Raw genomic sequence first — 23,052 nt, 5'->3', positions numbered from 1 at the left:
CTTCGGAATTTAGATAGTTTTACTGGTGTGCAAGCACACTAACGTAAAACTCCTAAAATTCTGTCGCATTTTAGCGTTCTTAGTATCATAAAATATGGCTTTTGAGATTATTATGCCTAAGCTTGGTGTTGATATGCAGGAAGGCGAAATCATCGAGTGGAAGAAACAAGAGGGTGATGTGGTTAATGAGGGAGATATCCTTCTTGAAATCATGTCAGATAAAACGAACATGGAACTTGAAGCAGAAGATTCTGGTGTTCTTTTGAAGATTACCCGTCAGGCTGGTGAAACAGTTCCAGTTACTGAGGTTATCGGTTATATTGGAGCAGAAGGTGAGGTTGTGGCTGATAATGCTACGAGTGCACCTGTTGCAGAAGCAACTGCTCAATTGGAATCAGCTGGACTCGAAGTTCCTAAAGCTCCTGCCCAAGCTGCTCCAGCCGCTGCAGAAAAAACTCCCCTTGCTGACAATGAATACGATATTATCGTTGTCGGTGGTGGTCCTGCTGGTTACTATTCTGCCATTCGTGGGGCACAACTTGGCGGTAAGGTTGCCATCGTTGAAAAATCTGAATTTGGTGGAACTTGTTTGAATAAAGGATGTATCCCAACTAAGACCTACCTTAAAAATGCAGAAATCCTTGATGGGCTTAAGATTGCAGCAGGTCGTGGTATCAACCTAGCATCAACAAACTACACCATCGATATGGATAAGACGGTTGACTTTAAGAACTCTGTTGTTAAGACCCTTACAGGTGGTGTGCAAGGTCTTCTGAAGGCTAATAAGGTAACTATTTTCAATGGCCTTGGTCAAGTTAACCCAGATAAGACTGTTACTATTGGCTCAGAAACAATCAAGGGACGTAACATCATCCTTGCAACTGGATCAAAAGTATCACGTATTAATATCCCTGGAATTGATTCACAACTTGTGATGACATCAGATGATATTCTTGACTTACGCGAATTGCCTAAATCACTTGCTGTTATGGGTGGTGGTGTCGTTGGTATCGAGCTTGGTCTTGTTTATGCCTCATACGGTGTAGAAGTGACTGTTGTTGAGATGGCTGACCGCATTATTCCTGCTATGGATAAAGAAGTGTCACTTGAACTTCAAAAAATCCTTGCTAAGAAGGGTATGAAGATCATGACATCTGTTGGGGTTTCTGAAATTGTTGAAGGCAATAACCAATTAACCCTTAAGCTCAATAATGGCGAAGAGATTGTGGCTGATCGTGCTCTTCTCTCAATAGGGCGTGTGCCACAATTGAACGGTCTTGAAAATCTTAACCTTGAACTCGACCGAGGCCGTATCAAAGTAAATGAATACCAAGAAACTTCTATTCCTGGTATCTACGCTCCTGGTGATGTAAACGGAACTAAGATGCTTGCTCACGCTGCTTACCGCATGGGTGAAGTAGCTGCCGAAAATGCTATGCATGGTAATGTCCGTAAGGCACACCTTGATTACACACCAGCGGCAGTTTACACTCACCCAGAAGTTGCGATGTGTGGTATTACTGAAGAAGAAGCGCGCTCTAAATATGGTGATATTCTCGTTGGTAAATCAAGTTTTGCTGGTAACGGACGTGCCATTGCTTCAAACGAAGCTCAAGGTTTTGTTAAAGTCGTTGCAGATGCGAAGTACCATGAAATCCTTGGTGTTCACATTATCGGTCCAGCAGCAGCTGAATTGATTAACGAAGCATCAACTATTATGGAAAATGAATTGACTGTAGATGAGCTTTTGCAATCTATCCATGGTCACCCAACTTTCTCTGAAAATATGTATGAAGCTTTTGCTGACGTACTTGGAGAAGCCATCCATAACCCACCAAAACGTAAATAAGATAAATTAAATTCTCGGACAGATGTTCGGGAATTTTTTCAAATATTATCATTTGTATTTATTAAAAAATCGTTACGGATTTTCAATAGTTTTAAAGAAAAATACGAATAATAAGTTAAATAGTTTTCTATCAAGAAAAATAGTTTGTTTATGATTCTATAATAGCTCTATCTTATGTAGAAACTTTTTAATAATAACCTTTCCATGAGAGTTTTTCTGTGGTAAAATGGTTCAAGTATTACAAATGCAAAAGGAAAGTTAAATGCGAACGAAAGATTTTATCTACTATGCCAGTGCGGCTGTTCTCTTGGCTGTAACTACTCAGGTTGGTCAAGCAGATGAAGTGTCAACACAAGCGCCTCCTATTGCTGAAGGAAACCACTATCAGCCTGCAACCGTAGCAGATATTTTGGGTGGTGAAGCGTCACTTATTGAAACACCAAGCTCAACTGTTTCAGTTCCTGCCTCTACAGCTCCTGCTAAGCAAAATTCGGAAGCACCTCGTGTGGCGGATGTAACCTCAACTGCATCAACATATGTTGCTAACTCAACAACGACTGTTACGTCTACATCAGTAGTGCCTTCAAATGCTAGCTCTGAGAGTGTGACTGCTTCTGCACATTCAACGGCTTCTGAGGCTTCTAACAAGGCTGTTGCCAAGCCTGCTAAATTAACGAATTCTTCAGATGTCTCTTCGACAACTCTTAGGGTTCATCATAAGACTTTTATTGATGTCAGCAGCCACAATGGCGATATCAGTGTAGATGATTACCGTGCTCTTGCACGTCAAGGTGTGGGTGGTGTCGTCGTTAAATTGACTGAAGACACTTGGTACAATAATCCCAAAGCTCCATCACAGGTTCGCAATGCGCAAATCGCAGGCCTCCAAGTATCGACTTATCATTTTTCTCGATACACAACTGAGGAAGAAGCACGTGCAGAGGCTCGTTTCTATATCGAGGCAGCACAAAGACTTAACCTTCCAAAGAGCACTGTTATGGTTAACGATTTTGAAGATTCTAACATGCTTCCTAATATCAACCGTAACACTCAAGCATGGGTTAATGAAATGCGCAAGTATGGTTACAATAACTTGATGTTCTATACTAGTGCTAGTTGGTTGGATGAGAACAATCTAGGCTATCGTGGACCTGTCTCTACCTCTCAATTTGGTATTGAAAACTTCTGGGTTGCCCAATATCCATCAGCAACACTTACGGCTACTAGTGCAAAGAATATGCGTTATAACGGTAAAACTGGTGCATGGCAGTTCTCAGCGACAGCTAATCTTTTGCCGGGCAAACATGTCTTTGATCAAAGTGTTGACTATACTGGACGATTTACTGCTAATGCCAGTGTTGAAGCAGATCCAACTCAAGGCGATTTGAGTGGGACTATTTCTATTGTTAATAACAATCCAACTCTTGGTAGCTTTGATGTTGTCATCTCTAATGTCAAAGCACCAAATGGTGTTCAAACAGTCTCTGTTCCAATTTGGTCAGAAATTAATGGCCAAGATGACATTATCTGGTATACGGCTAACCGTCAAAATAATGGCACTTACACAGTAAACGTTAAAGCTTCAGCTCATAAAAACTCAACAGGCCTTTATAATGTTCACCTTTATTATGTTCAAAAAGACGGACAATTGACGGGTGTTGGTGGAACAACTACTCAAGTCTTCATTGGTAAGACACCAGAGCAGTTGAAACCCAAAGCAAGTTTTGCTATTGAGAATAACAACGTTAAGGCAGGTACTTTTGACGCTGTTATCACTAATATCTCAGCACCACTAGGTATTAAAGAGGTTTTAGTCCCATCATGGAGCCTGGCTGGTGGTCAAGATGACCTTATCTGGCATAAGGCTACTAAGCAAAGCGATGGTAGCTATCGTGTCACTATAAAGGCAAGTGAGCATAAGGGTAATACAGGGAATTACCGTGCCGATGCCTATATCGTGGATAACTCTAACAATCGCCATTATATTGCCGAAAAAGTAGTGTCTGTAGATTATGCTCGACCAAGTGGTGTTCTTACGATTGAAAACAATAATACTAAAGCAGGTACTTTTGATGCTGTTGTCCGTAATATTGTTGCTCCTACAGGTTTGAAAGAGGTTCTTGTTCCTTCATGGAGTTTAGCTGGCGGTCAGGATGACCTTATCTGGCATAAGGCTACTAAGCAAAGTGATGGTAGCTATCGTGTAACTATAAAGGCAAGTGAGCATAAGAGCAGTAAAGGGAATTACCGTGCCGATGCCTATATCGTGGACAACGCTAATAATCGACACTACATTTCTGAAAAAGTGGTGTCTGTAGATTATGCTCGACCAAGCGGTGTCCTTACGATTGAAAACAACAACACTGCAACAGGTACTTTTGACGCCGTTGTTCGTAACATTGTTGCTCCTACAGGTTTGAAAGAGGTTCTTGTTCCTTCATGGAGCCTGTCTGGTGGCCAGGATGACCTTATCTGGCATAAGGCAAGTCGTCAATCTGATGGTTCTTACCGAGTTACTATCAAAGCAACGGATCATAAGAATTCAACTGGTAAATACCGTGCCGATGCCTACATCGTAGATGACTCTAACAAACGTTTCTATCTCACCGAAAAAGTGGTAGAAGTTACTCAAACTCGCCCTAGCGCAAGTCTCGTTATTGAAAATAATAATGCTGATTTAGGTACTTTTGACGCTGTTATTCGCAATATCGTTGCACCAAATGGGGTTAAGGAAGTCTTAGTCCCATCATGGAGTCTAGTTAACGGACAAGATGATTTGGTTTGGCACAAAGCAAGTCGTCAATCTGATGGTAGCTACCGTGTTACTATTAAGGCTAGTGAGCATAAGAATTCTCTAGGAAATTACCGTGCTGACCTTTATATCGTAGATAATGCCAATCAACGTCATTATGTCACTGAAACAATTGTAGATGTAAAACATAATAAGCCAGTCGGCACTATTTCAGTAGTTAATAACAATAAAGACACTGGAACTTTTGATGTTATTATTAGTGATGTCTATAGTCCTAAGGGTGTGCGTACGGTTCAAGTGCCTATCTGGTCTGAGGTTGACGGGCAAGATGATATTCGTTGGTATGAAGCGACTCGTCAATCCAATGGAACTTATACGGTAAATGTTCAAGCTATTAACCATAAAAACTCAACAGGCTTGTACAATATTCATTTGTACTATATTTTAAATGACGGCTCACAAGTTGGTGTGGGAGGGACACAAACAAATGTTACTTTGTCAGAACCCAAAGCCGACCTTGCTATCACTGGTCTCAACAATGCTACTGGTAGCTATGATGTAGTCATTTCAAACTTGGTTGCCCCACGAGGTTTCAAAGAAGTTCTAGTTCCAACCTGGTCAGAAAAGAATGGTCAAGATGATATCATCTGGTACAAGGCAGTTAAGCAAGCTAATGGAGACTATAAGGTGACCGTTCGTTCAAGCAATCATAAGGGTGATAGCGGTCTTTATAATTCTCATGTCTATCTGGTTGACAATGATGGTAAATACATTGGCCTAAGTGGCAAACAAGTGACACTTGATATCACTAAGACTCAGGGAACCTTAACTATTACCAATAATGATAAAAATCGTGGAACCTTTGATGTTCTTATCACCAATCTGACGAATCCAAGTGGTATTTCAGGTGTGGTAATCCCCGTCTGGTCTGAGCAGAATGGTCAGGATGATCTTGTTTGGCATAATGCCACAAAACAGGATGATGGTTCTTATAAAGTAACTATTTCAGCTAGTCAGCACAAGTGGAATTCAGGCAAGTACATCGTTCATGGCTATATTGTTGATGCTTCAGGTAAGAATATCGGATTTGGGGCAACTTCAGCTGATGTGGTGGCACCTAAGAAAATGGGTTCAGCATCAAGAGGAAACTACGATGTTTTTAATAAAATTGTCTATCTGGATGCTGGTCATGGTGGCTATGATCCAGGTGCTTCTTACTTTGGTATCGCTGAAAAGAGCTTGACCTTGGCTATCCAAAGCCGCGTGAAAGCTAAACTAGAAGCAGAAGGTTATCGAGTTGTAACCACACGTACCAGTGATACCTATGTTGATTTGACAGATCGTTCACGTGCAGCTAATGCCTCTGAATCTGATATCTTCGTAAGTATTCACATCAATGCTTCAGGAAGTTCTGCAGAACAGGGTATTGAGACTTATTATTACCAACCTTATGCAGAATACCCATCACGTATTAATGCGACCTATCATGCCAATCCAACTCGTTTGAGCATGAGTGACACCTTGGCTAATGCCATCCAGTCCAGTCTTATTAATGCGACAGGAGCACAGAATCAGGGCGTAAAACGTCAAACCTTTGCAGTATTGCGTGAAACAACAGCTCCGGCAGTCCTTCTTGAACTTGGTTTCTTGTCAAATCCTCAAGAAGCAGCCCGTTTGAATACCTCTTCTTATCAGGAGACTTTAGCTAACGCAATCGTGGCAGGGATTAAGCGTTACTATTCTATTTATAACTAATAGATTGAGAGAATCTTATGGTTCTCTCTTTTTTATTCCTAAGAAGAGAAAACGCTTGCATAAATGAAAGCTAAATGGTATATTAAAAAACATGAAAACGTCAACAAAAGGAGTTAGTATGAAAAGGAATACTCAAACTAATGACGAAAAAGTCCTTCGTTATAGTCTTCGCAAGTACAAGTTAGGGTTGGCTTCTGTAACCATTGGAGCTGTTTTTTTGAGCTTTGCTGCTACTCATGGAGTCAAGGCAGAAGAAGTAGTGTCAACACCTGCCTCAAGTACACAGGTAGAATCAGCTGATTCTAGTCTTACCACCAGTGGCCTAGTAACTGAAACGCCAGCAGCTCCTGTAACAGCTGAGAATGACTCTGTTTCCAAGGCAAATGAGCCAGATTCTCTTCCAAAAGAAAATACTAGCCGCACTGAGACTACCAAGCTAACTGAAACTAGCGAAAACACGTCAAAAGCAGTAAGTACTAATAATAGTCAAGCTCTTACGAATGCATCTGAGGATCCTATTGCTGAGGGGACTATTCGTTTGCATTTCCAAGAGTTACCAAGTCCAGACAAGTCATCGCTTGGACTTTGGACTTGGGATGATGTTGAGACACCATCATCTCAAAAGGGTGTTTGGCCGACAGGGGCAACCTCATTTGCAGAAGCCAAACAGGATGATTATGGTGTTTACTTGGATGTAAAGCTGTCTTCATCACCTAAAAAACTTAGCTTCTTGATTAATAATGCCGCTGGAACGAACCTTTCAGGAGATAAAGCAGTCGAAATTCTTAGCCCTCAAATGAATGAGGCCTGGATTGACAAAGATTTCCAAGTTTACAGCTATCAACCTATCCCTCAAGACCACGTTCGTATCAATTATTTCCGTACGGATGGCAACTATAGCAATAAGTCTGTCTGGTATTGGGGTGACGTTAAGGATGCTCCAAGCAATTGGCCTGATGGTGTCAATTTCCAACCGAATGGTAAGTATGGTGCCTACTTAGATATTCCGCTAACAGAGGCAGCTAAATCTATCGGATTTTTACTCTTAGATGAGAGCAAAACAGGAGATGATGTGAAAATTCAACCAAATGACTATAAATTTAGTGACTTGAAAAAATCTCGTCAGCTTTTTGTGCGAGATACTGATCCGACAGCCTACACCAATCCTTACTTTGTCAAGGATGTGCGTTTAACTGGGGCTCAGCAGCTTAGTCCAAGCCAAATCGAACTTAGCTTCACAAACTTAGACGAGGTCTCATCTGAGGACATTCTCAAAGACCTTAAGGTGACGGATAAGGATGGTAACAGTGTAACTCTGAAACAGCTTGATTTGGATGCTAAACTCAAAAAAGCTACATTAACAGGTGATTTTGCTGCGGAAAATCTACCTTACAAGGTCACTTTGGGCAGTGATAGTTTTAAAACATCTGAGAGCTGGCAATTAAAGGATGCCCTCTACAGTTATGATGGTGAATTGGGTGCTCGACTAGAAGAAAATGGTACTAAGGCACATGTGACACTTTGGTCACCAAGTGCTGATCAAGTTGATATCATTGTCTATGATAAGAATAATCAAGACAAGGTGCTTGCTGAACATACTCTAAGCAAAGGCCCTCGAGGTACTTGGCAAGCTGACCTCCTTGCAACTGATTTTGGCCTTGAAAACTTAACAGGCTATTACTATCAATACCGCATTAAACGTGGTGATCAGTCGGTAATTGTTCTTGATCCATATGCGAAATCTTTGGCCGCTTGGAATAGTGACGATGCCAGTAAGGGACCTGAACATAAGATTGCTAAGGCTGCCTTTGTAGACCCCGCTAATTATGGACCAAAAGACCTTGACTACGCTAAGATTCCTAACTTTAAGTCTCGTGAAGATGCTATCATTTATGAGGCCCATGTCCGTGATTTTACCTCTGATAAGGCTATCTCTGCTGAATTGAAGCATCAGTTTGGGACTTTTGCAGCCTTTGCGGAGCGTTTGGATTATCTTAAAGACCTTGGGGTTACCCATATCCAGCTTTTGCCAGTATTGAGCTACTATTTTGTTAATGAAATGCAAAATGGAAAGCGTTTGGATGCCTATGCCTCAAGCGATAGTAACTACAACTGGGGCTATGACCCACAAAACTATTTCTCTTTGACGGGTATGTATTCTGAAAACCCTAGTGATCCAGCTAAACGTATTGAAGAATTCAAGAATTTAGTTGCAGCTATTCATGCCCATGGTATGGGTGTTATCTTGGATGTGGTTTACAATCATACTGCCAAGACAGCTATCTTTGAAGACCTTGAGCCAAATTACTATCACTTTATGGATGCTGATGGCACTCCTCGTTCGAGTTTTGGAGGCGGTCGTCTAGGTACGACTCACTATATGAGTCGTCGTGTCTTGGTGGATTCCATTGCTTATTTGACTAAGGAATACAAGGTGGATGGTTTCCGCTTTGATATGATGGGTGACCATGATGCTGAAAGTATCGAGCAAGCTTACAATACTGCACGCGCCCTTAATCCAAATCTCATTATGCTTGGTGAGGGTTGGGTGACTTATGCTGGCGATGAAAATAGCCCTGTTCAGCCTGCCGATCAGTCTTGGATGAAAGACACAGATACCGTAGCTGTATTTTCAGATGATATTCGAAACACCCTCAAATCAGGTTATCCAAACGAGGGAACACCTGCCTTCATCACAGGTGGAAAACGTGATATTAATAAGGTTTTTGATAATATCAAGGCACAACCTACTAACTTTGAGGCTGATTCACCAGGAGATGTTATCCAGTATATTGCTGCTCATGATAATTTGACCCTTTTTGATATCATTGCCCAATCAATCAAGAAGGATCCAAGCAAGCCTGAGAATAATGCTGAAATTCATCGTCGCTTGCGTCTGGGAAACCTTATGGTCTTGACTGCTCAGGGAACACCATTTATTCACTCTGGTCAGGAATACGGCCGCACCAAACAGTTCCGTGATCCTGCCTACCGTTATCCTGTGGCTGAGGACAAGGTGCCGAATAAGTCGCACCTCTTAGTTGATGAAAAGGGAAATCCATTTTATTATCCTTACTTCATCCATGATTCTTATGATTCTAGTGATGCGGTTAACCATTTTGACTGGACTAAAGCGACTGATAGCCAGGCCTTCCCAGAAAATACAAAAACGCGTGCCTTTACCAAAGGGTTAATTGCATTACGTAAGTCGACGGATGCCTTCAATTTCAAATCTAAAGCAGATGTGGATGCTCGTGTGACGCTATTGACGGTTCCTGGTCAGGATAATGTCGCTCAAGAGGATTTGGTATTAGGATACCAAACTGTTGCTTCCAATGGAGACCGTTACCTTGTCTATGTCAATGCTGATAGCAAGGCTCGTCAGTTTGATTTGAGCAAGCTTACAGATGGTCTATCCTATATGGTTTTAGCAGATGGCAATCAAGTTAATCTATCTGGAATTAGTGAGCTATCAGGTGTTGCAATCGATAATCACATTTTGACTTTGGATCCATTAACAGCGACGATTATTCGTTTAACCAATGCTCAGACACCAACTGAGGAAGTAGCTAAGCCTTCTGAAAAGACTGATTCATTTGGTGGCAAAGATACTGAGGCAACTAAAACAAGAGTCAAGACTTCAAGTCAAGAGGATCTTGCCGGAGATGCTGATCTTGTTAATCATGGCAATGTTCAGGCTGAGACTGAAGCTAGTCGTCAAACTGATAAGAAACTGCCATCTACTGGTGAAAAGACAAATCGTGGACTCTTTGTAACAGGTCTCTTAAGCATTCTTAGCCTAGGATTCCTTCGAAAACGTCGGATAAAATAATTAGTAACAACAGGTTATTTCCTGTTGTTTTTCTTTTATTTAGAATCATTCTTATCTGCTCTTTAGAATAGTTCTTAAATAGCCTAAAACCGTTGACAGTGCTGGTTTCTTTTGTTAGTTTAGAATATGTTCTCTTACATATGAGAGACCATTATTGACTTATCATCGTTCGTTTTTCATATCGAAATAACAAACGATTCACATATATAACGACAAATGTCGAACACTATCTTGAAAATAGGAGACATTCATGAAAAAACTTAACAAACTTGGAGTTGTTTTTTTGGCATCAGGACTTTTATTGACGGCTTGTGCCAAATCTGGTAATTCAAGTAATTCTAGATCGACTAACTCAAAACTCACAGCCAGTGAGCAAAAACAATTGAAGCATGCCACAAGTGATTATAAGACTTTCGTTGAAGGCGAAATCGATCAGCTTTTGAAAGATACTGAAGGATTCAGTGAGACCCTTAAGTCAGGAAATCTTGAAGAAGCTAAGAAACAATACCCATTGGTTCGTATGGCTTACGAACGTTCAGAACCAATTGCCGAAAGCTTTGGTGAGTCTGATGTGAAAATCGACTACCGTTTGGTTGATTACATGGACGAAAATAAATCAGAAGATGGCTGGTCAGGTTTCCACCGTATTGAACGTATTATGTGGCAAGACAACACGACAGATGGTACAGCTGCCTATGCAGATCAATTGGTCAACGATATCAAGGAACTTAAGGCTAAAATTGCAACTGTTAAAGTCACTCCAGATATCATGTTGACTGGAGCTGTAGACCTTCTGAACGAAGTTGCTACTCAAAAGATTACAGGTGAAGAAGAAGTCTTCTCACACACTGATCTTTACGACTTCCGTGCCAATATTGAAGGGGCAGAGAAAATCTTCGAACTCTTCAAGCCATTGATCCAAAAGAAAGATGCTAAGCTTGTTAAGACTTTGGAAACAGAATTCAAGAATGTCAATGGTCTTTTGGACAAACACATGACTGATGAGAAAAACTATAAGTCTTATACAGATTTGAGTGAGACAGATACTAAGGAATTGGCCGAAGCTGTAACTAAACTTGGTGAACCATTATCACAAATGGGTGTTATCCTAGATGGGAAATAAGAAAAATGACTGACGAAAAATTTTTATATAAAAAAATGGACCGTCGTGAATTTCTTAAAAAAGCAGGTATTGGAGGGGCTGGGCTTGCGCTTGGTCTTTCTGGTGCATCTGCTTTTTTCGCTAATCAGGATAGTTCAACAAAAAAAGCCCTTGATGGGGATGAGGATATTAGCTTCTATGGCAAGCACCAGGCTGGGATTACGACACCCATGCAGAAGGCTTGCTACTTGGTGGTTCTAGATCTTCATACAACTGATAAAAAAGAAGTGATTCAGCTTTTTAAAGACTGGACAGATTATAGTAGTAAATTGGTCGATGGAGAGCTGGTCAAAAAAGATGGTTCCAATGCCCTCTTACCACCAAGTGATACTGGTGAAACAGTGGGACTCAACCCCTATCGCTTGAGCCTGACTTTTGGTGTCTCGGCTGATTTTCTTAAAAAACTTGGTTTGGAATCTAAGCGTCCTAAGCTCTTCCGTGATTTACCTCCATTTCCCAAGGAGCAGCTACAGGACAAGTATACGGGTGGGGATATCGTCATTCAAGCCTGTGCAGATGATGAACAAGTGGTCTTTCATGCTGTTCGCAATCTGATTCGCAAAGGTCGTAATAAAATCACCATGAAGTGGAGCAAATCAGGTTTTGCTGCTATTGGTGACCGCAAGGAAACGCCACGAAATCTCTTTGGCTTCAAGGACGGAACTGCTAATGTTACGACAGAAAAGGAATTCGACAAGGTTGTCTGGACTGATAGTAAAGATTGGATGAAGGGCGGTTCTTATATGGCTCTTCGTCTGGTACAGATGCACTTGGAGACTTGGGATCGTACCAATTTGCAGGAACAGGAAAACACCTTTGGACGTTACAAGGAATCAGGTGCTCCTTTTGGCAAGAAAGATGAGTTTGACGAAGTAGATTTATCAAAACTACCAGTCGATTCGCATGTGCGTTTGGCTAAAGAAGTAGACCTTCCTATCTTACGTCGTTCCTATTCCTATTCTGATGGTATTGATGAGAGAACTGGCCAGTTTGATGCAGGTTTGATTTTCATTGCCTACCAGAAGGATCCAGACCATTTTGTCAAAATACAGACTAATCTTGGTGCTGTAGACAAGATGAACGAGTACATCACCCATATTGGAAGTGGGCTCTTTGCTTGCTTTGCTGGCGTGGAGAAAGGAGGCTACCTTGGTCAAGCACTCTTTGAATAAACTCCTCGTTTTGCTTGGACTTCTAGCTCTATTCTTGACCTATCCAGTAGCTGCTGAATCCTATAGTGATCTCTATATCAAAATCACGGATGCAACAACAGCTGTTCAAAACAAGGATCAAGCAAAAGCTAAGGAATTAGTCGGTGAGATTAAGACTGATTTCGAAACAAAAGAAAATCACGATTCTAAGGCTGGTCAAAAAGTCAGCAAGGCTCTTGATATTAAAGGTGACGTGAAAGAAGAGGACCTAACCTCTATTTCGTCAGTCCTTCTAAGATTTGAAAAAGAGCAAAATCCTGTTGATTTGGATACCGAAAAGGAAAAACTTGAGACACGTCTCAATCCTTATTTTAAGAATTTACAGGATGCCATTACATCTAAAGACCTAACTGCGACCCGTAAAACTTACGGGGAATTAAATAATGCTTGGACGCGAAATGAAGCTGTTGTCCGTGACCATAGTACTGCCTACTACGGCAAGATTGAGACGGCTATTTCGCTTTTGCGAAGCAGTATTGAGACGGAGCCAACTGATTTCACCAGCATCCAGTCGTCCTATGATGACCTCAAGGGTGGGATTGATGACTTTATCAAGGGTGTTCCTCTTGATAGTACGAGCACCAGTCTAACACTAAAAGATGGTATTAAGCTCTTGGAAAAAGCTCTAGGTCAATTCCAAGCAGGTAATGAAAAAACGGCTGCGGCAACTATGAAAAAGTTCATTACTATCTGGCCAACCATTGAAGGTGATGTAAGTACGACTAACCCTAGCCTCTATACGCGCGTGGAGAGTGAAACACCGGTTATAATGGTTAAGGGGAAAGAAAAAACTTATCAGGACAAACTGCAAGCCTTGATTACAGACCTATCTGCTATCGATACCAGCGCTTCTTATAATGCCTTTGATGCCATGTTGATTCTCTTACGTGAAGGGGTAGAAGCCCTCCTCATCGTTATGGCCCTTGTGACAACTCTTAAGGCAGCTAAGATGCGTAAGGGACTCAAATGGGTTTATGGCGGAGCCATTGCTGGTGTTCTTGCCAGCGCAGTTATAGCTGTTATCTTACAAGTTGTCTTTCCAGCTGTGACCTCAGGGGCTAACCGTGAAATTATTGAGGGGGGCGTTGGTATCTTTGCAGTTGCGATGATGATTCTGATTGGAATCTGGCTCCATAGTAAGTCTTCAGTCAAACAGTGGAATGACTTTATGGACCGCCAGATGAAGACGGTGACGGCTACTGGAAGTTTTGTATCTATGTTTGCCCTCAGTTTCTTGGCTGTCTTCCGTGAAGGGGCCGAGACGATCCTTTTCTATGTTGGTATTATCCCACGTATCACGACAGCTAATTTCTTGATTGGTATTGGTTCAGCCATTGCAGTTCTTGTTATTATTGCTGTAGCTATGACCAAAGCTAGTCACTATATTAAACCGCATCGTATTTTCTTTATTTTGACTTGGTTGATTTATGCCTTGGCCTTCAAGATGCTCGGTGTCAGCATTCATGCCCTTCAGTTGACTAATATGATGTCCAATCATTTGATTAGTGGTTTCCCAACCATTGATTGGGCTGGTATCTATCCAAGCTGGGAAGTCTTGATGCCACAACTTATCTTTATTGCTATTATTGCCTTCGTAACGGTGAAACAGCATGGCAAGAAGTAAGGACGAGATGACCATTGTTGAGCATCTGGTGGAATTTCGGAGACGCTTCATTGCAGTAGTATTATGCTTTTTCTTAGTTTTCTGTATCACCTTCTTGTTTGCTGGGGAGCTCTATGCTTATCTGACTAGAGGATTTGATAAGCCTTTATTGGTTCTTGGTCCTAACGATATTCTCTGGATTTACATTAACTTAGCCAGTCTCATGGCTTTTACGGTTACCTTGCCTTTTACCACCTACCAGATTTGGAAGTTTGTAAAACCTGGTTTGAGGGATAATGAAGCGCGTGCTATTTTTGCTTATATTCCAGCAACTTTTGTCTGTTTTGTATTGGGGTTGGCCTTTGGTTATTATTTTGTTAGTCCAGCTATCTTGGAAGTGCTATTAAAACTAGGTGAAGGACTCTTTGATACACAAATTACAGCACAAAACTACCTTAGTTTTTTACTGCATACGACAGTGCCTTTAGCAGTTCTCTTTGAACTACCTGTAGTTGTAAGTTTTCTGACATCTATCGGCATAATAACACCAGTATTTCTGACACGCTATAGACGCTATGCCTACTTTATTCTCCTGGTTTTGGCAGTCATTCTGACACCAGCTGACTTTATTAGTGACTTGGCCATGACTGCTCCCTTAATTTTGCTTTATGAAGTTAGTGTGACTCTTAGCAAGGTCATTTATATACGAAAACAAAGAACATATAAAGATAAATAGAAAGGAGATCTTATGGGAATTCTACGTGATATCGGAGCCCCAGGACTTATTATTATTGTCCTAGGAGCCCTCCTTATTTTTGGTCCCAAACGCTTGCCAGAACTTGGCCAATCCATTGGTAAAATGTTATCCGAATTTAAAGCAGCCGTAAATAAGACTGATCATGATAAAAAAGACGAAGAAGACAAGACTAAAGACTAGGATATCTACTTAGTGGACATCTTCAAGCTTCTTGACAATTCTAAGCTTTTATGACATGATACACTTGTATTGAATAGTAAGTCTATATCATAGGCAAGAAAAGGCCCCAAGCTAACTTCCACATAAGCTCGGGGTCTTTTTTAGCACTATCTATCCTTGTTTAACCACTTGTCGATCAGACGAAGGATATTATTTCATAGATTGAAAGAAATATGTTTAGTGAGTAATAGGAAGTATTAGTTAGAATATGATTTAATCATGCCAAACAAAAAATCAGCCCCTTGAGCTGATTTTTTTATCTTACAAACTGATACGTTTTTCTGTTTCAGCGTCGAAGAAGTGACCTTTAGCAACGTTGAAAGTAAGGTTAACTTTTTCACCAGGATTATGGAAGTCACGCGCATCAACACGGGCAGCAAATTCAGTTTCTCCGAGTTTTAGGTAAAGCATTGTTTCTGCACCGAGAAGCTCTGAAACGACTACTTCAGCATCAACATTGGCATCTGGATATACTTCTTGAACGATTGGACGACTAGAAACGTCTTCAGGACGGATACCGAAGATAACTTCCTTACCTTGGTAACCTGTTTCCCTTAAGATTTTAGCTTGACCTTCAGAGATCACAATATCCAAACCTTCAGAGTTAGTGATACGGTTACCATCAACCTTCACATTGAAGAAGTTCATGGCAGGACTTCCGATAAATCCAGCAACAAATTTATTGGCTGGCTCATTATAAAGTTCCTGAGGGGTACCAATTTGCTCGATACGTCCAATAGTACCAGAACCATCAGGGTTCTTAGTTGAACTCATGATAACGATACGGTCAGCAAGAGTCATGGCTTCTGTTTGGTCGTGGGTAACGTAGATAGTAGTAGCACCAATATTACGAGTAATTTTAGCAATTTCAGCACGCATGGTCACACGAAGTTTAGCGTCCAAGTTTGAGAGAGGCTCGTCCATGAGGAAGACTTTAGCATCACGGACGATAGCACGTCCCATAGCTACACGTTGACGTTGACCACCAGAAAGGTCTGCAGGCTTACGATCTAAGAACTCAGTCAAACCAAGGCTAGCCGCAGCTTCACGCACACGTTTGTCGATATCGTCTTTTTTATATTTACGAAGTTTAAGACCAAAGGCCATATTTTCATAAACAGTCATGTGAGGGTAAAGTGCGTAGTTTTGGAATACCATGGCAATGTCACGATCTTTTGGTGATTTGTCATTAACTACCTCACCATCAATAGAAAGTGTTCCTTCTGTGATTTCCTCGAGACCAGCAACCATACGGAGAGTTGTTGATTTACCACATCCTGAAGGACCTACGAAAACGATGAATTCCTTGTCTTTGATGTCGATACTGAAATCTTCGACAGAGTAGTGAGTTGCATTTGGGTATTTTTTATAAATTTTATCCAGTTTAAGAGTTGTCATATCATTTATCCTTTATTATTTAACTGATCCGCCGGTTACACCTTCAACATAGTATTTCTGCATGAAGATAAAGAGAAGGGTGATTGGGATGGCGATGATAATAGCACCTGCGGTAAATGGAAGGAACCATTCATTGATAGCGTCTTGGTTAAGCATTTGATAGAGTCCAAGGGCAACTGTATATTTATCTTTAACGTCACCAAGGATAACAGATGCAAAGATGAAGTCTACCCAAGGTCCCATGAAGGCCATGAGGGCAGTGTAGACGATGATTGGTTTAGAAAGTGGCAAGGTAATCTTAGTGAAGATTTGAAGACGAGTTGCCCCATCAATCATTGCTGATTCATCCAATGAGTAAGGAATGGTATCAAAGAAACCTTTCGCAATGTAGAAACCAAGAGCTGCTCCAGCAGAATAAACCAAAACCAAAGATGTCAAGGTTTGTGTCAAATTGAGGGCTTTCAAAATGTAGTAGACCGCAATCATTGACATGAATCCAGGGAACATGTTAAGTACAAGTGCCAATTTCAAGAAGCCATTTCTGTGTTTGAATTTAATACGGCTAAGTGAGTAGGCCATCCCTACGGTAATCAAAGTTGAGAGGATACATGTACATGTAGCAACGATGAAAGTATTGATGAACCATTTTCCAAAAGGATAAGCATCGCTGGTGAATAGTTTGATGTAGTTATTAAAAGTGTATGTCTTAGGGAAGAAGTATGGTACGGCATTAGCTCCTTCACCACGGAAACTTGTAAGGAAGATCCAAATAATCGGAATCAACCAGATAACAGTTAGAACTGTCAATAGAATATAAGTACCAGTTAGGTATAGATTTTTCTTACGTTTCATTATTTAGCAGCCCCTTCCTTGAATGAAGATGATCTTGTATAGGCCAAGAGACTGAATGTTGCAGAGATGGCAAAAATCAAGATACCGATAACAGATGCCAAGTTGTAGTCTTTAGCGCTAACAGTCAGTTTGTAGAGCCAAGTTACCAAGAGGTCAGTTGAACCTGCTTGATAGTATTCAGAGTTAGTAGGTCCACCACCAGTAAGGAAGTAGATAACGTTGAAGTTATTGATATTACCGATGAATTGTTGAATCAAAGACGGTGCCATAATCAAGAGAATTTGTGGGAAAGTGATGCTCTTGAAGATTTGGAATTTGCTTGCTCCATCAATTTCAGCAGCTTCAATCTGCTCAGTTGGCAAGTTCATGATGATACCAGTTGCGACCAACATTGTGAATGGAATACCAATCCACATATTAACAAAGATAATAGAGAACTTAGCCCAGAGAGGATCAGTCAAGAATGGAATTGGTCCATTAGTGAGATGCAAGGTTTGAAGCAAACCATTCAAAGGCCCATGGTCATTAAGGAAGTTACGCATCAAAAGAAGTGATACAAATTGAGGAACGGCGATAGTAATAACGAATAGAGTACGCCATACTTTCTTGAATTTAAGCCCCTTAGTATTAAGCAAGAGGGCAAGGACAATACCGAAGAAGAAAGTAGTTGCTGTTGCGGCAACTGCCCAAATCAAGGTCCAAGTCAAAAGTGGGAAGAAAGTACCAGCCATACGACCTTGTAAAACTTCACCAAAACTTGCAAAGCCGACCCAATCGAAGAGTGATTTAGGGGCTGGGTGATTGTGGTCAAAGTTAGTAAAGGCCAAACAAACCATATAGATCAAAGGCAAGATTGTAAATAGCAAAACCCCAATCAAAGGGACAGTCATAAGCCCCATGTGGAAGCGACCGTCAGCCAAGGTCTTGAAGTCCTCGATAAAGTTCGGCACCTTGCGTCCCGATTGTTTAAGAGCCATGAGATGACGGGCACTCTTAAGGTTACACCAGTAAATATAAACGAAGACTGCACAGAAGATTAATGACGCAAGTCCAAAAATCAACAAGAGCATAGAGTTGTCTCCAGCAACCTGAACAGTAAGTTTAACACCATTAACTTCCTTAACAGCCTCACCCTGTTCTTGAGTCCCCAAGCTAATCATCCCTTGAAGTGCAGGAATAATTTGGATAACGAATGCCGCTAAAAAGGCAATCTCAGAAAGGAGGAAGAGCAATCCCTTGGTAAACTGTTTGTTGACCAAGTTTGCCAATCCCATTACCAGAAAGGATAATTTGACATCCCATGTACCTTTTTTGAAGACCTGGCGCATAGGAGTTGTGTCGTAGATTGTTTGTGACATAGATATCTCCTCAGATAAATGTGTGATTAGTGATGGTTTCTATTTTGTCTACAAGTAAGTGAGAAAGAGGCTAGGAACTTGACCTGCCTCTTTACCTCCTCATTTGTTAGGTTTCTTATTTAGCTGCTGCCAAATCTTTATCAAATTGTTGTAATTTAGTAAGGAATTGGTCTTCCTTGATTTTACCGTTATAAGCGTCACTCATAAGAGCAGCACTTTCAGTCCAGAAGACTGACATTTGACTAAGTTTAGGCATAACAGTTGTGTACTGATCAGATGAACCCATAGTGATTACAGCTTGTGCAAGTGCATCATTTTTAACTGCTTCAGAAGCTTGAACTTCTTTGTTAGCTGGGATGATGTGGCGGTCTTCATTAGTGAATTGGTTATTTTGACTGTCTTTACTTGTCAAAGCTTGTGCCAATTGGTAAGAAGCAGCGATACGCTCAGCGTTACCTTTAGATGGTGTTTGGTTAACAGCGTAAAGTTTAACACCCATGAAGGCTTTTTGTTGAACATCTTGACCACCGATATTAACTGTTGGGTAAACAGCAACACCAAGCTTGTCTTTACCAACGGCTTTAGCAGCTGCAGCGTAGTCCCATGGTCCTGATTGGAATGCATCAACTGAACCATCTTCGAATTTAGCCATCATGTTAGCTGAATCAACATTGACAAATCCTTTGTTGTCTTTTTGAGCTGCGATGAATTTAAGAACGTTGACACCAGCTTCGTTACCCCAGTTAGTACCTTTCACATCTTCACCGTTAGGTCCAAAGAGTGTATCACCAACTGAAAGGAAGAGAGGAGCAGTTACATAAGCGTTAACTTCTTTCAAGTTGCTACCAAATTTAGCTTTAGAAGTGATTGTTTCATATGATTTAACATCTTCTTCATTAAGCTTAGACTTGTTATAGTAAGTAACTTGTGTTTCGATACCATATGGGAAAGCGTAGGTTTTACCTTTATATTGAGCACCTTTGGCAGCTTGCTCCGTATCTTGATTAGTAATTTCTTTTGAGTATTGCTCAGGAATCTCTTGGATAGCTCCAGCGTCTACCAATTTACCAAGTTGGTCATGTGGAAGCGAGAAGACATCTGCAGCAGTAGATGCATCTTTAGTCAAGTTTTCTTGAGCGTTTGGGTCTTCCATTTCAACCATATCAACTTTGTAACCAGATTTCTTTTCAAACTCTGCTACTGTATTTGAATAAGACTTTTTGGCACCAGTTGGAACCCAAAGTTTCAAAGTCTTGCTATCTGAACTTGAGCTTTTGTTTGAGTTTGAGCCACACGCTACCAAGAGCGAACCAGCTACAAGAAGTCCAGCACTACCAAGTAATACCTTTTGCCATTTTTTCATTTCTATTTCCTCCAGAAATTTATTTTACGATACATATTATGCAACCGTTTCCAACATCTGTCAAGTGTTTTCTAAAAAAAAATTAAACTTTTTTTGCAAACGATTGCAAGAACTGTTTATTTTAGTTATAATAATTCTTGTATTTTACTAATATAAAGAAATATTTATAAAAATGAGAGGGAAATGATGGCTACAATTAAAGATGTTGCTAAGAGGGCTGGTGTCAGCCCATCAACAGTAAGCAGGACCTTAAAGGATTACCAGGCCATATCAGAAGAAACCAAAGTTAAAGTAAGAGCAGCTATGGATGAATTAGGTTATGTACCAAACTCAGCAGCACAAATGTTGGCAACAGGCTTAACACATAGTTTAGGTGTTGTTCTTCCTCCCTTAACAGACCGTGAAAAAATTAGTCAACCATTCTATATGGAGATTCTAACAGCAATTAATGAAGAAGCTAGTTGTCATTCTCAGGTCATTAGTATTGCTACGGGGGCCACACTTGAAGAATTAGTTAAACAGGTCGAGCTTATGCATCGTCAAAAACGGGCTGATGGCTTTATCATTCTCTATTCAGAAAAAAAAGATCCAGTTAAAGACTACCTATTAAAAGAAAAAGTTCCTTTCGTAGTTGTTGGAGCAGCAGTTGATAACAATAATAAAGTAACCTATATTGATAATGATAATAAAGAACTTGGACAAGAAGCTGTTAATTATTTAAGGACTAAAGGTCACCAAAAGGTTGGTTTTGTAACAGATGATCTTTTTGGTCAAGTGGGTCAAGAACGTTATCAAGGATATATCGAAGCGACTAATAAATTTAATTTAGAAACTTATCCAGAACTTGTTTTTTCATCTAGAGTCATTGATTCATTGAAAGAGAGCTTGCAATCTTATCAACTGACTGCTTTAATCGTTAAAGATGACTTGATTGCCCTACGGTTTATACACTGGTTAAATAATCAGGGAATCAGAGTTCCCGAAGATTACGCCATTATTTCTTTCAATAATTCAACTTTTGCTGAAATCATGCATCCTTTCCTAACTACCTATGACATTAATATTAAAGAACTGGGGAAGGAAAGTGTCCGAAGGCTATTGGATCTTCTTAAAAATCCGCAAACTAAGGCACAGAAAATAACAATTCCATTTAAACTCATTGAAAGAGAGAGTGTCTCAACGAGATAAAAAAGGTTTAAATATTTACTTTTGGTTGGTAACTTAAGTTACCAACCATTTTTTATTACCTAGACAATCGTTTTTCAGAAAATCCAGAGCACTATTAAGTTAGTAGAAGCACTCACTATATGAAAACGTTTATTTCACGAACGTTGATTTAAAGAAAAAATAAAAAGTTTATATTTTTTTGCTAAAAATTCTTGACTAGTGCAAACGTTTGCATTATAATCGTTAGTGTAAAAAATTATTTGAGGTAAACTTTATGAACAAACGAGCAAGCGGTGTTTTGATGCACATCACATCACTTCCAGGTGACTACGGGATCGGATCTTTCGGTCAAGCAGCCTACGACTTTGTTGATTTCTTGAAAGAAACAAAGCAAACATACTGGCAAATTTTGCCATTGACTACTACAAGTTATGGAGATTCACCTTACCAATCATTCTCAGCAGTAGCGGGAAACACACACTTCATCGATTTGGATTTCCTTATCCGTGACGGTTTCTTGACTGAAGCAGATGTTGAGGGTGTTGACTTTGGTTCAAATCCAGAGTTTATCGACTATGCTAAGGTTTATGAAGCTCGTCGTCCAATTCTTGAAAAAGCTGTAAAAGCAATCTTGGCTGACAAAAAAGAAGCTAAGAAGTTTGAAGCTTTCAAATCTGAAAATGCTAACTGGTTAGCAGATTATGCTGACTTCATGGCTATCAAAGAACACTTTGATAACAAAGCCCTTCAAGATTGGGATGACAAAAAAGCGGTTAAACGCGATGAGGCAACTCTTGAAAAACTTCGCAAAGAACTTGATGATGTCATCACTTACCACCAAGTAGTACAATACCTCTTCTTTAGTCAATGGGCAGAACTTAAAGCCTATGCTAACAAAAATGGTATTCAAATCATTGGTGACATGCCGATCTACATTTCAGCTGATAGTGTTGAAGTTTGGACTCAACCACACCTCTTCAAACTAGATGCCGAATGTAAACCTCGTTACATTGCCGGAGTTCCACCAGATAACTTCTCAGCTACTGGTCAACTTTGGGGTAACCCAATCTACGCTTGGGATAAACATAAAACTGAAAATTATTCTTGGTGGGTATTCCGTATTCAAGAATCATTCAAACTTTATGATTACTTGCGTATTGACCACTTCAAAGGCTTCTCTGATTTCTGGGAAATCCCTGGCGGAGACGATACTGCTGAAAATGGTAAATGGGTTCCAGGACCTGGTTATGACCTCTTCAAAGTGGTTAAAGAAGAGTTGGGTGATCTTAAGATTATTGCCGAAGACCTTGGTAATATTGATGATAAGACACGTAAACTTCTTGCAGACTGTGGTTACCCTGGAATGAAGATTGTTCAATTTGGTTTCTATGACACTACTGGAAACAGCATCGACATTCCACACGTATACACACAACATTCAGTTGCTTACACAGGTACACATGATAATGAAGTAATCAACGGTTGGTACGACAACTTGACGCAAGAGCAACGCGATTACACTGATGCTTACATCAACCGTCGTCAAGGTGAACCAATCACACGTGCTCTTCTTCGCACACTCTTTGCTACAGTAAGCAACACAGCAATTGCGACTATGCAGGATATCCTTGATAAACCTGAAAATAGCCGTACAAACTTCCCTAACACAGTTGGTGAAAACTGGAAATGGCGTATGCTTCCAGGTGAAATCACCGTTGATAAGAAAGAATTTTTAACTGATATTACAGAAAGATATAATCGAGGAAATAAATAA

14 protein-coding genes are annotated in these 23,052 nt (G+C 40.4%); 10 read left to right on the top strand and 4 right to left on the bottom strand.

Annotated features, from left to right (window positions below; all coding sequences use genetic code 11):
• The first annotated feature begins 94 nt into the window (after positions 1 to 94).
• The 8 genes from lpdA to RDY04_RS04925 all read left to right on the top strand — a co-directional run bounded on the left by lpdA (position 95) and on the right by RDY04_RS04925 (position 15,101).
• Positions 95 to 1,849 carry a dihydrolipoyl dehydrogenase gene (gene lpdA, locus RDY04_RS04960; protein WP_303950767.1) on the top strand — a complete coding sequence of 585 codons (1,755 nt, stop codon included), beginning with the start codon at positions 95 to 97 and terminating at the stop codon, positions 1,847 to 1,849.
• A 262-nt stretch (positions 1,850 to 2,111) separates the two neighbouring features.
• A complete protein-coding gene (locus tag RDY04_RS04955; protein WP_303950764.1) occupies positions 2,112 to 6,356 on the top strand; it encodes a GBS Bsp-like repeat-containing protein in 4,245 nt (1,414 codons plus the stop codon).
• 118 nt (positions 6,357 to 6,474) lie between these two features.
• On the top strand, positions 6,475 to 10,188 hold the full coding sequence (locus RDY04_RS04950) for a pullulanase (protein WP_303950761.1): 3,714 nt from the start codon (positions 6,475 to 6,477) through the stop codon (positions 10,186 to 10,188).
• A gap of 250 nt (positions 10,189 to 10,438) precedes the next feature.
• Complete coding sequence (gene efeO / locus RDY04_RS04945; RefSeq protein WP_303950759.1) at positions 10,439 to 11,311, top strand: iron uptake system protein EfeO; 873 nt, start codon at positions 10,439 to 10,441, stop codon at positions 11,309 to 11,311.
• A gap of 5 nt (positions 11,312 to 11,316) precedes the next feature.
• Positions 11,317 to 12,522, top strand: a complete 1,206-nt coding sequence (gene efeB / locus RDY04_RS04940; RefSeq protein ID WP_303950757.1) for an iron uptake transporter deferrochelatase/peroxidase subunit — start codon at positions 11,317 to 11,319, stop codon at positions 12,520 to 12,522.
• Positions 12,500 to 14,185, top strand: a complete 1,686-nt coding sequence (locus tag RDY04_RS04935) for an FTR1 family protein (protein WP_303950755.1) — start codon at positions 12,500 to 12,502, stop codon at positions 14,183 to 14,185. Before efeB ends, RDY04_RS04935 begins: the two co-directional genes overlap by 23 nt.
• Positions 14,172 to 14,900: a twin-arginine translocase subunit TatC gene (tatC, locus tag RDY04_RS04930; RefSeq protein ID WP_303950752.1), complete on the top strand. Its 729-nt coding sequence runs from the start codon at positions 14,172 to 14,174 to the stop codon at positions 14,898 to 14,900. The genes RDY04_RS04935 and tatC overlap by 14 nt, the downstream gene beginning before the upstream one ends.
• 12 nt (positions 14,901 to 14,912) lie before the next feature.
• On the top strand, positions 14,913 to 15,101 hold the full coding sequence (locus RDY04_RS04925) for a twin-arginine translocase TatA/TatE family subunit (RefSeq protein ID WP_303950749.1): 189 nt from the start codon (positions 14,913 to 14,915) through the stop codon (positions 15,099 to 15,101).
• Positions 15,102 to 15,401: 300 nt separating this feature from the next.
• Here the strand turns inward: RDY04_RS04925 and RDY04_RS04920 are convergent, their stop codons facing one another.
• The 4 genes from RDY04_RS04920 to RDY04_RS04905 form a co-directional block, all read right to left on the bottom strand.
• Complete coding sequence (locus RDY04_RS04920) at positions 15,402 to 16,538, bottom strand: ABC transporter ATP-binding protein (protein ID WP_303950746.1); 1,137 nt, start codon at positions 16,536 to 16,538, stop codon at positions 15,402 to 15,404.
• A gap of 15 nt (positions 16,539 to 16,553) precedes the next feature.
• Complete coding sequence (locus RDY04_RS04915; RefSeq protein WP_003092671.1) at positions 16,554 to 17,390, bottom strand: sugar ABC transporter permease; 837 nt, start codon at positions 17,388 to 17,390, stop codon at positions 16,554 to 16,556.
• Positions 17,390 to 18,748: a carbohydrate ABC transporter permease gene (locus tag RDY04_RS04910; RefSeq protein WP_303950742.1), complete on the bottom strand. Its 1,359-nt coding sequence runs from the start codon at positions 18,746 to 18,748 to the stop codon at positions 17,390 to 17,392. Before RDY04_RS04910 ends, RDY04_RS04915 begins: the two co-directional genes overlap by 1 nt.
• Positions 18,749 to 18,863: 115 nt before the next feature.
• Positions 18,864 to 20,111 carry an extracellular solute-binding protein gene (locus RDY04_RS04905; protein WP_303950740.1) on the bottom strand — a complete coding sequence of 416 codons (1,248 nt, stop codon included), beginning with the start codon at positions 20,109 to 20,111 and terminating at the stop codon, positions 18,864 to 18,866.
• A 186-nt stretch (positions 20,112 to 20,297) separates the two neighbouring features.
• On the opposite strand from RDY04_RS04905, the gene RDY04_RS04900 reads away from it, so the two are divergent.
• Positions 20,298 to 21,299: a LacI family DNA-binding transcriptional regulator gene (locus RDY04_RS04900; protein WP_303951014.1), complete on the top strand. Its 1,002-nt coding sequence runs from the start codon at positions 20,298 to 20,300 to the stop codon at positions 21,297 to 21,299.
• 253 nt (positions 21,300 to 21,552) lie between these two features.
• Positions 21,553 to 23,052, top strand: coding sequence for a 4-alpha-glucanotransferase (gene malQ / locus RDY04_RS04895; RefSeq protein WP_303950738.1), 1,500 nt, complete (start codon positions 21,553 to 21,555; stop codon positions 23,050 to 23,052).

It is taken from the genome of uncultured Streptococcus sp., assembly GCF_902463925.1.
In the GTDB taxonomy this organism is placed as follows: domain Bacteria; phylum Bacillota; class Bacilli; order Lactobacillales; family Streptococcaceae; genus Streptococcus.
The sequence above is the reverse complement of the archived record's forward strand: the minus strand, read 5'-3'. Positions and strand labels throughout refer to the sequence as shown.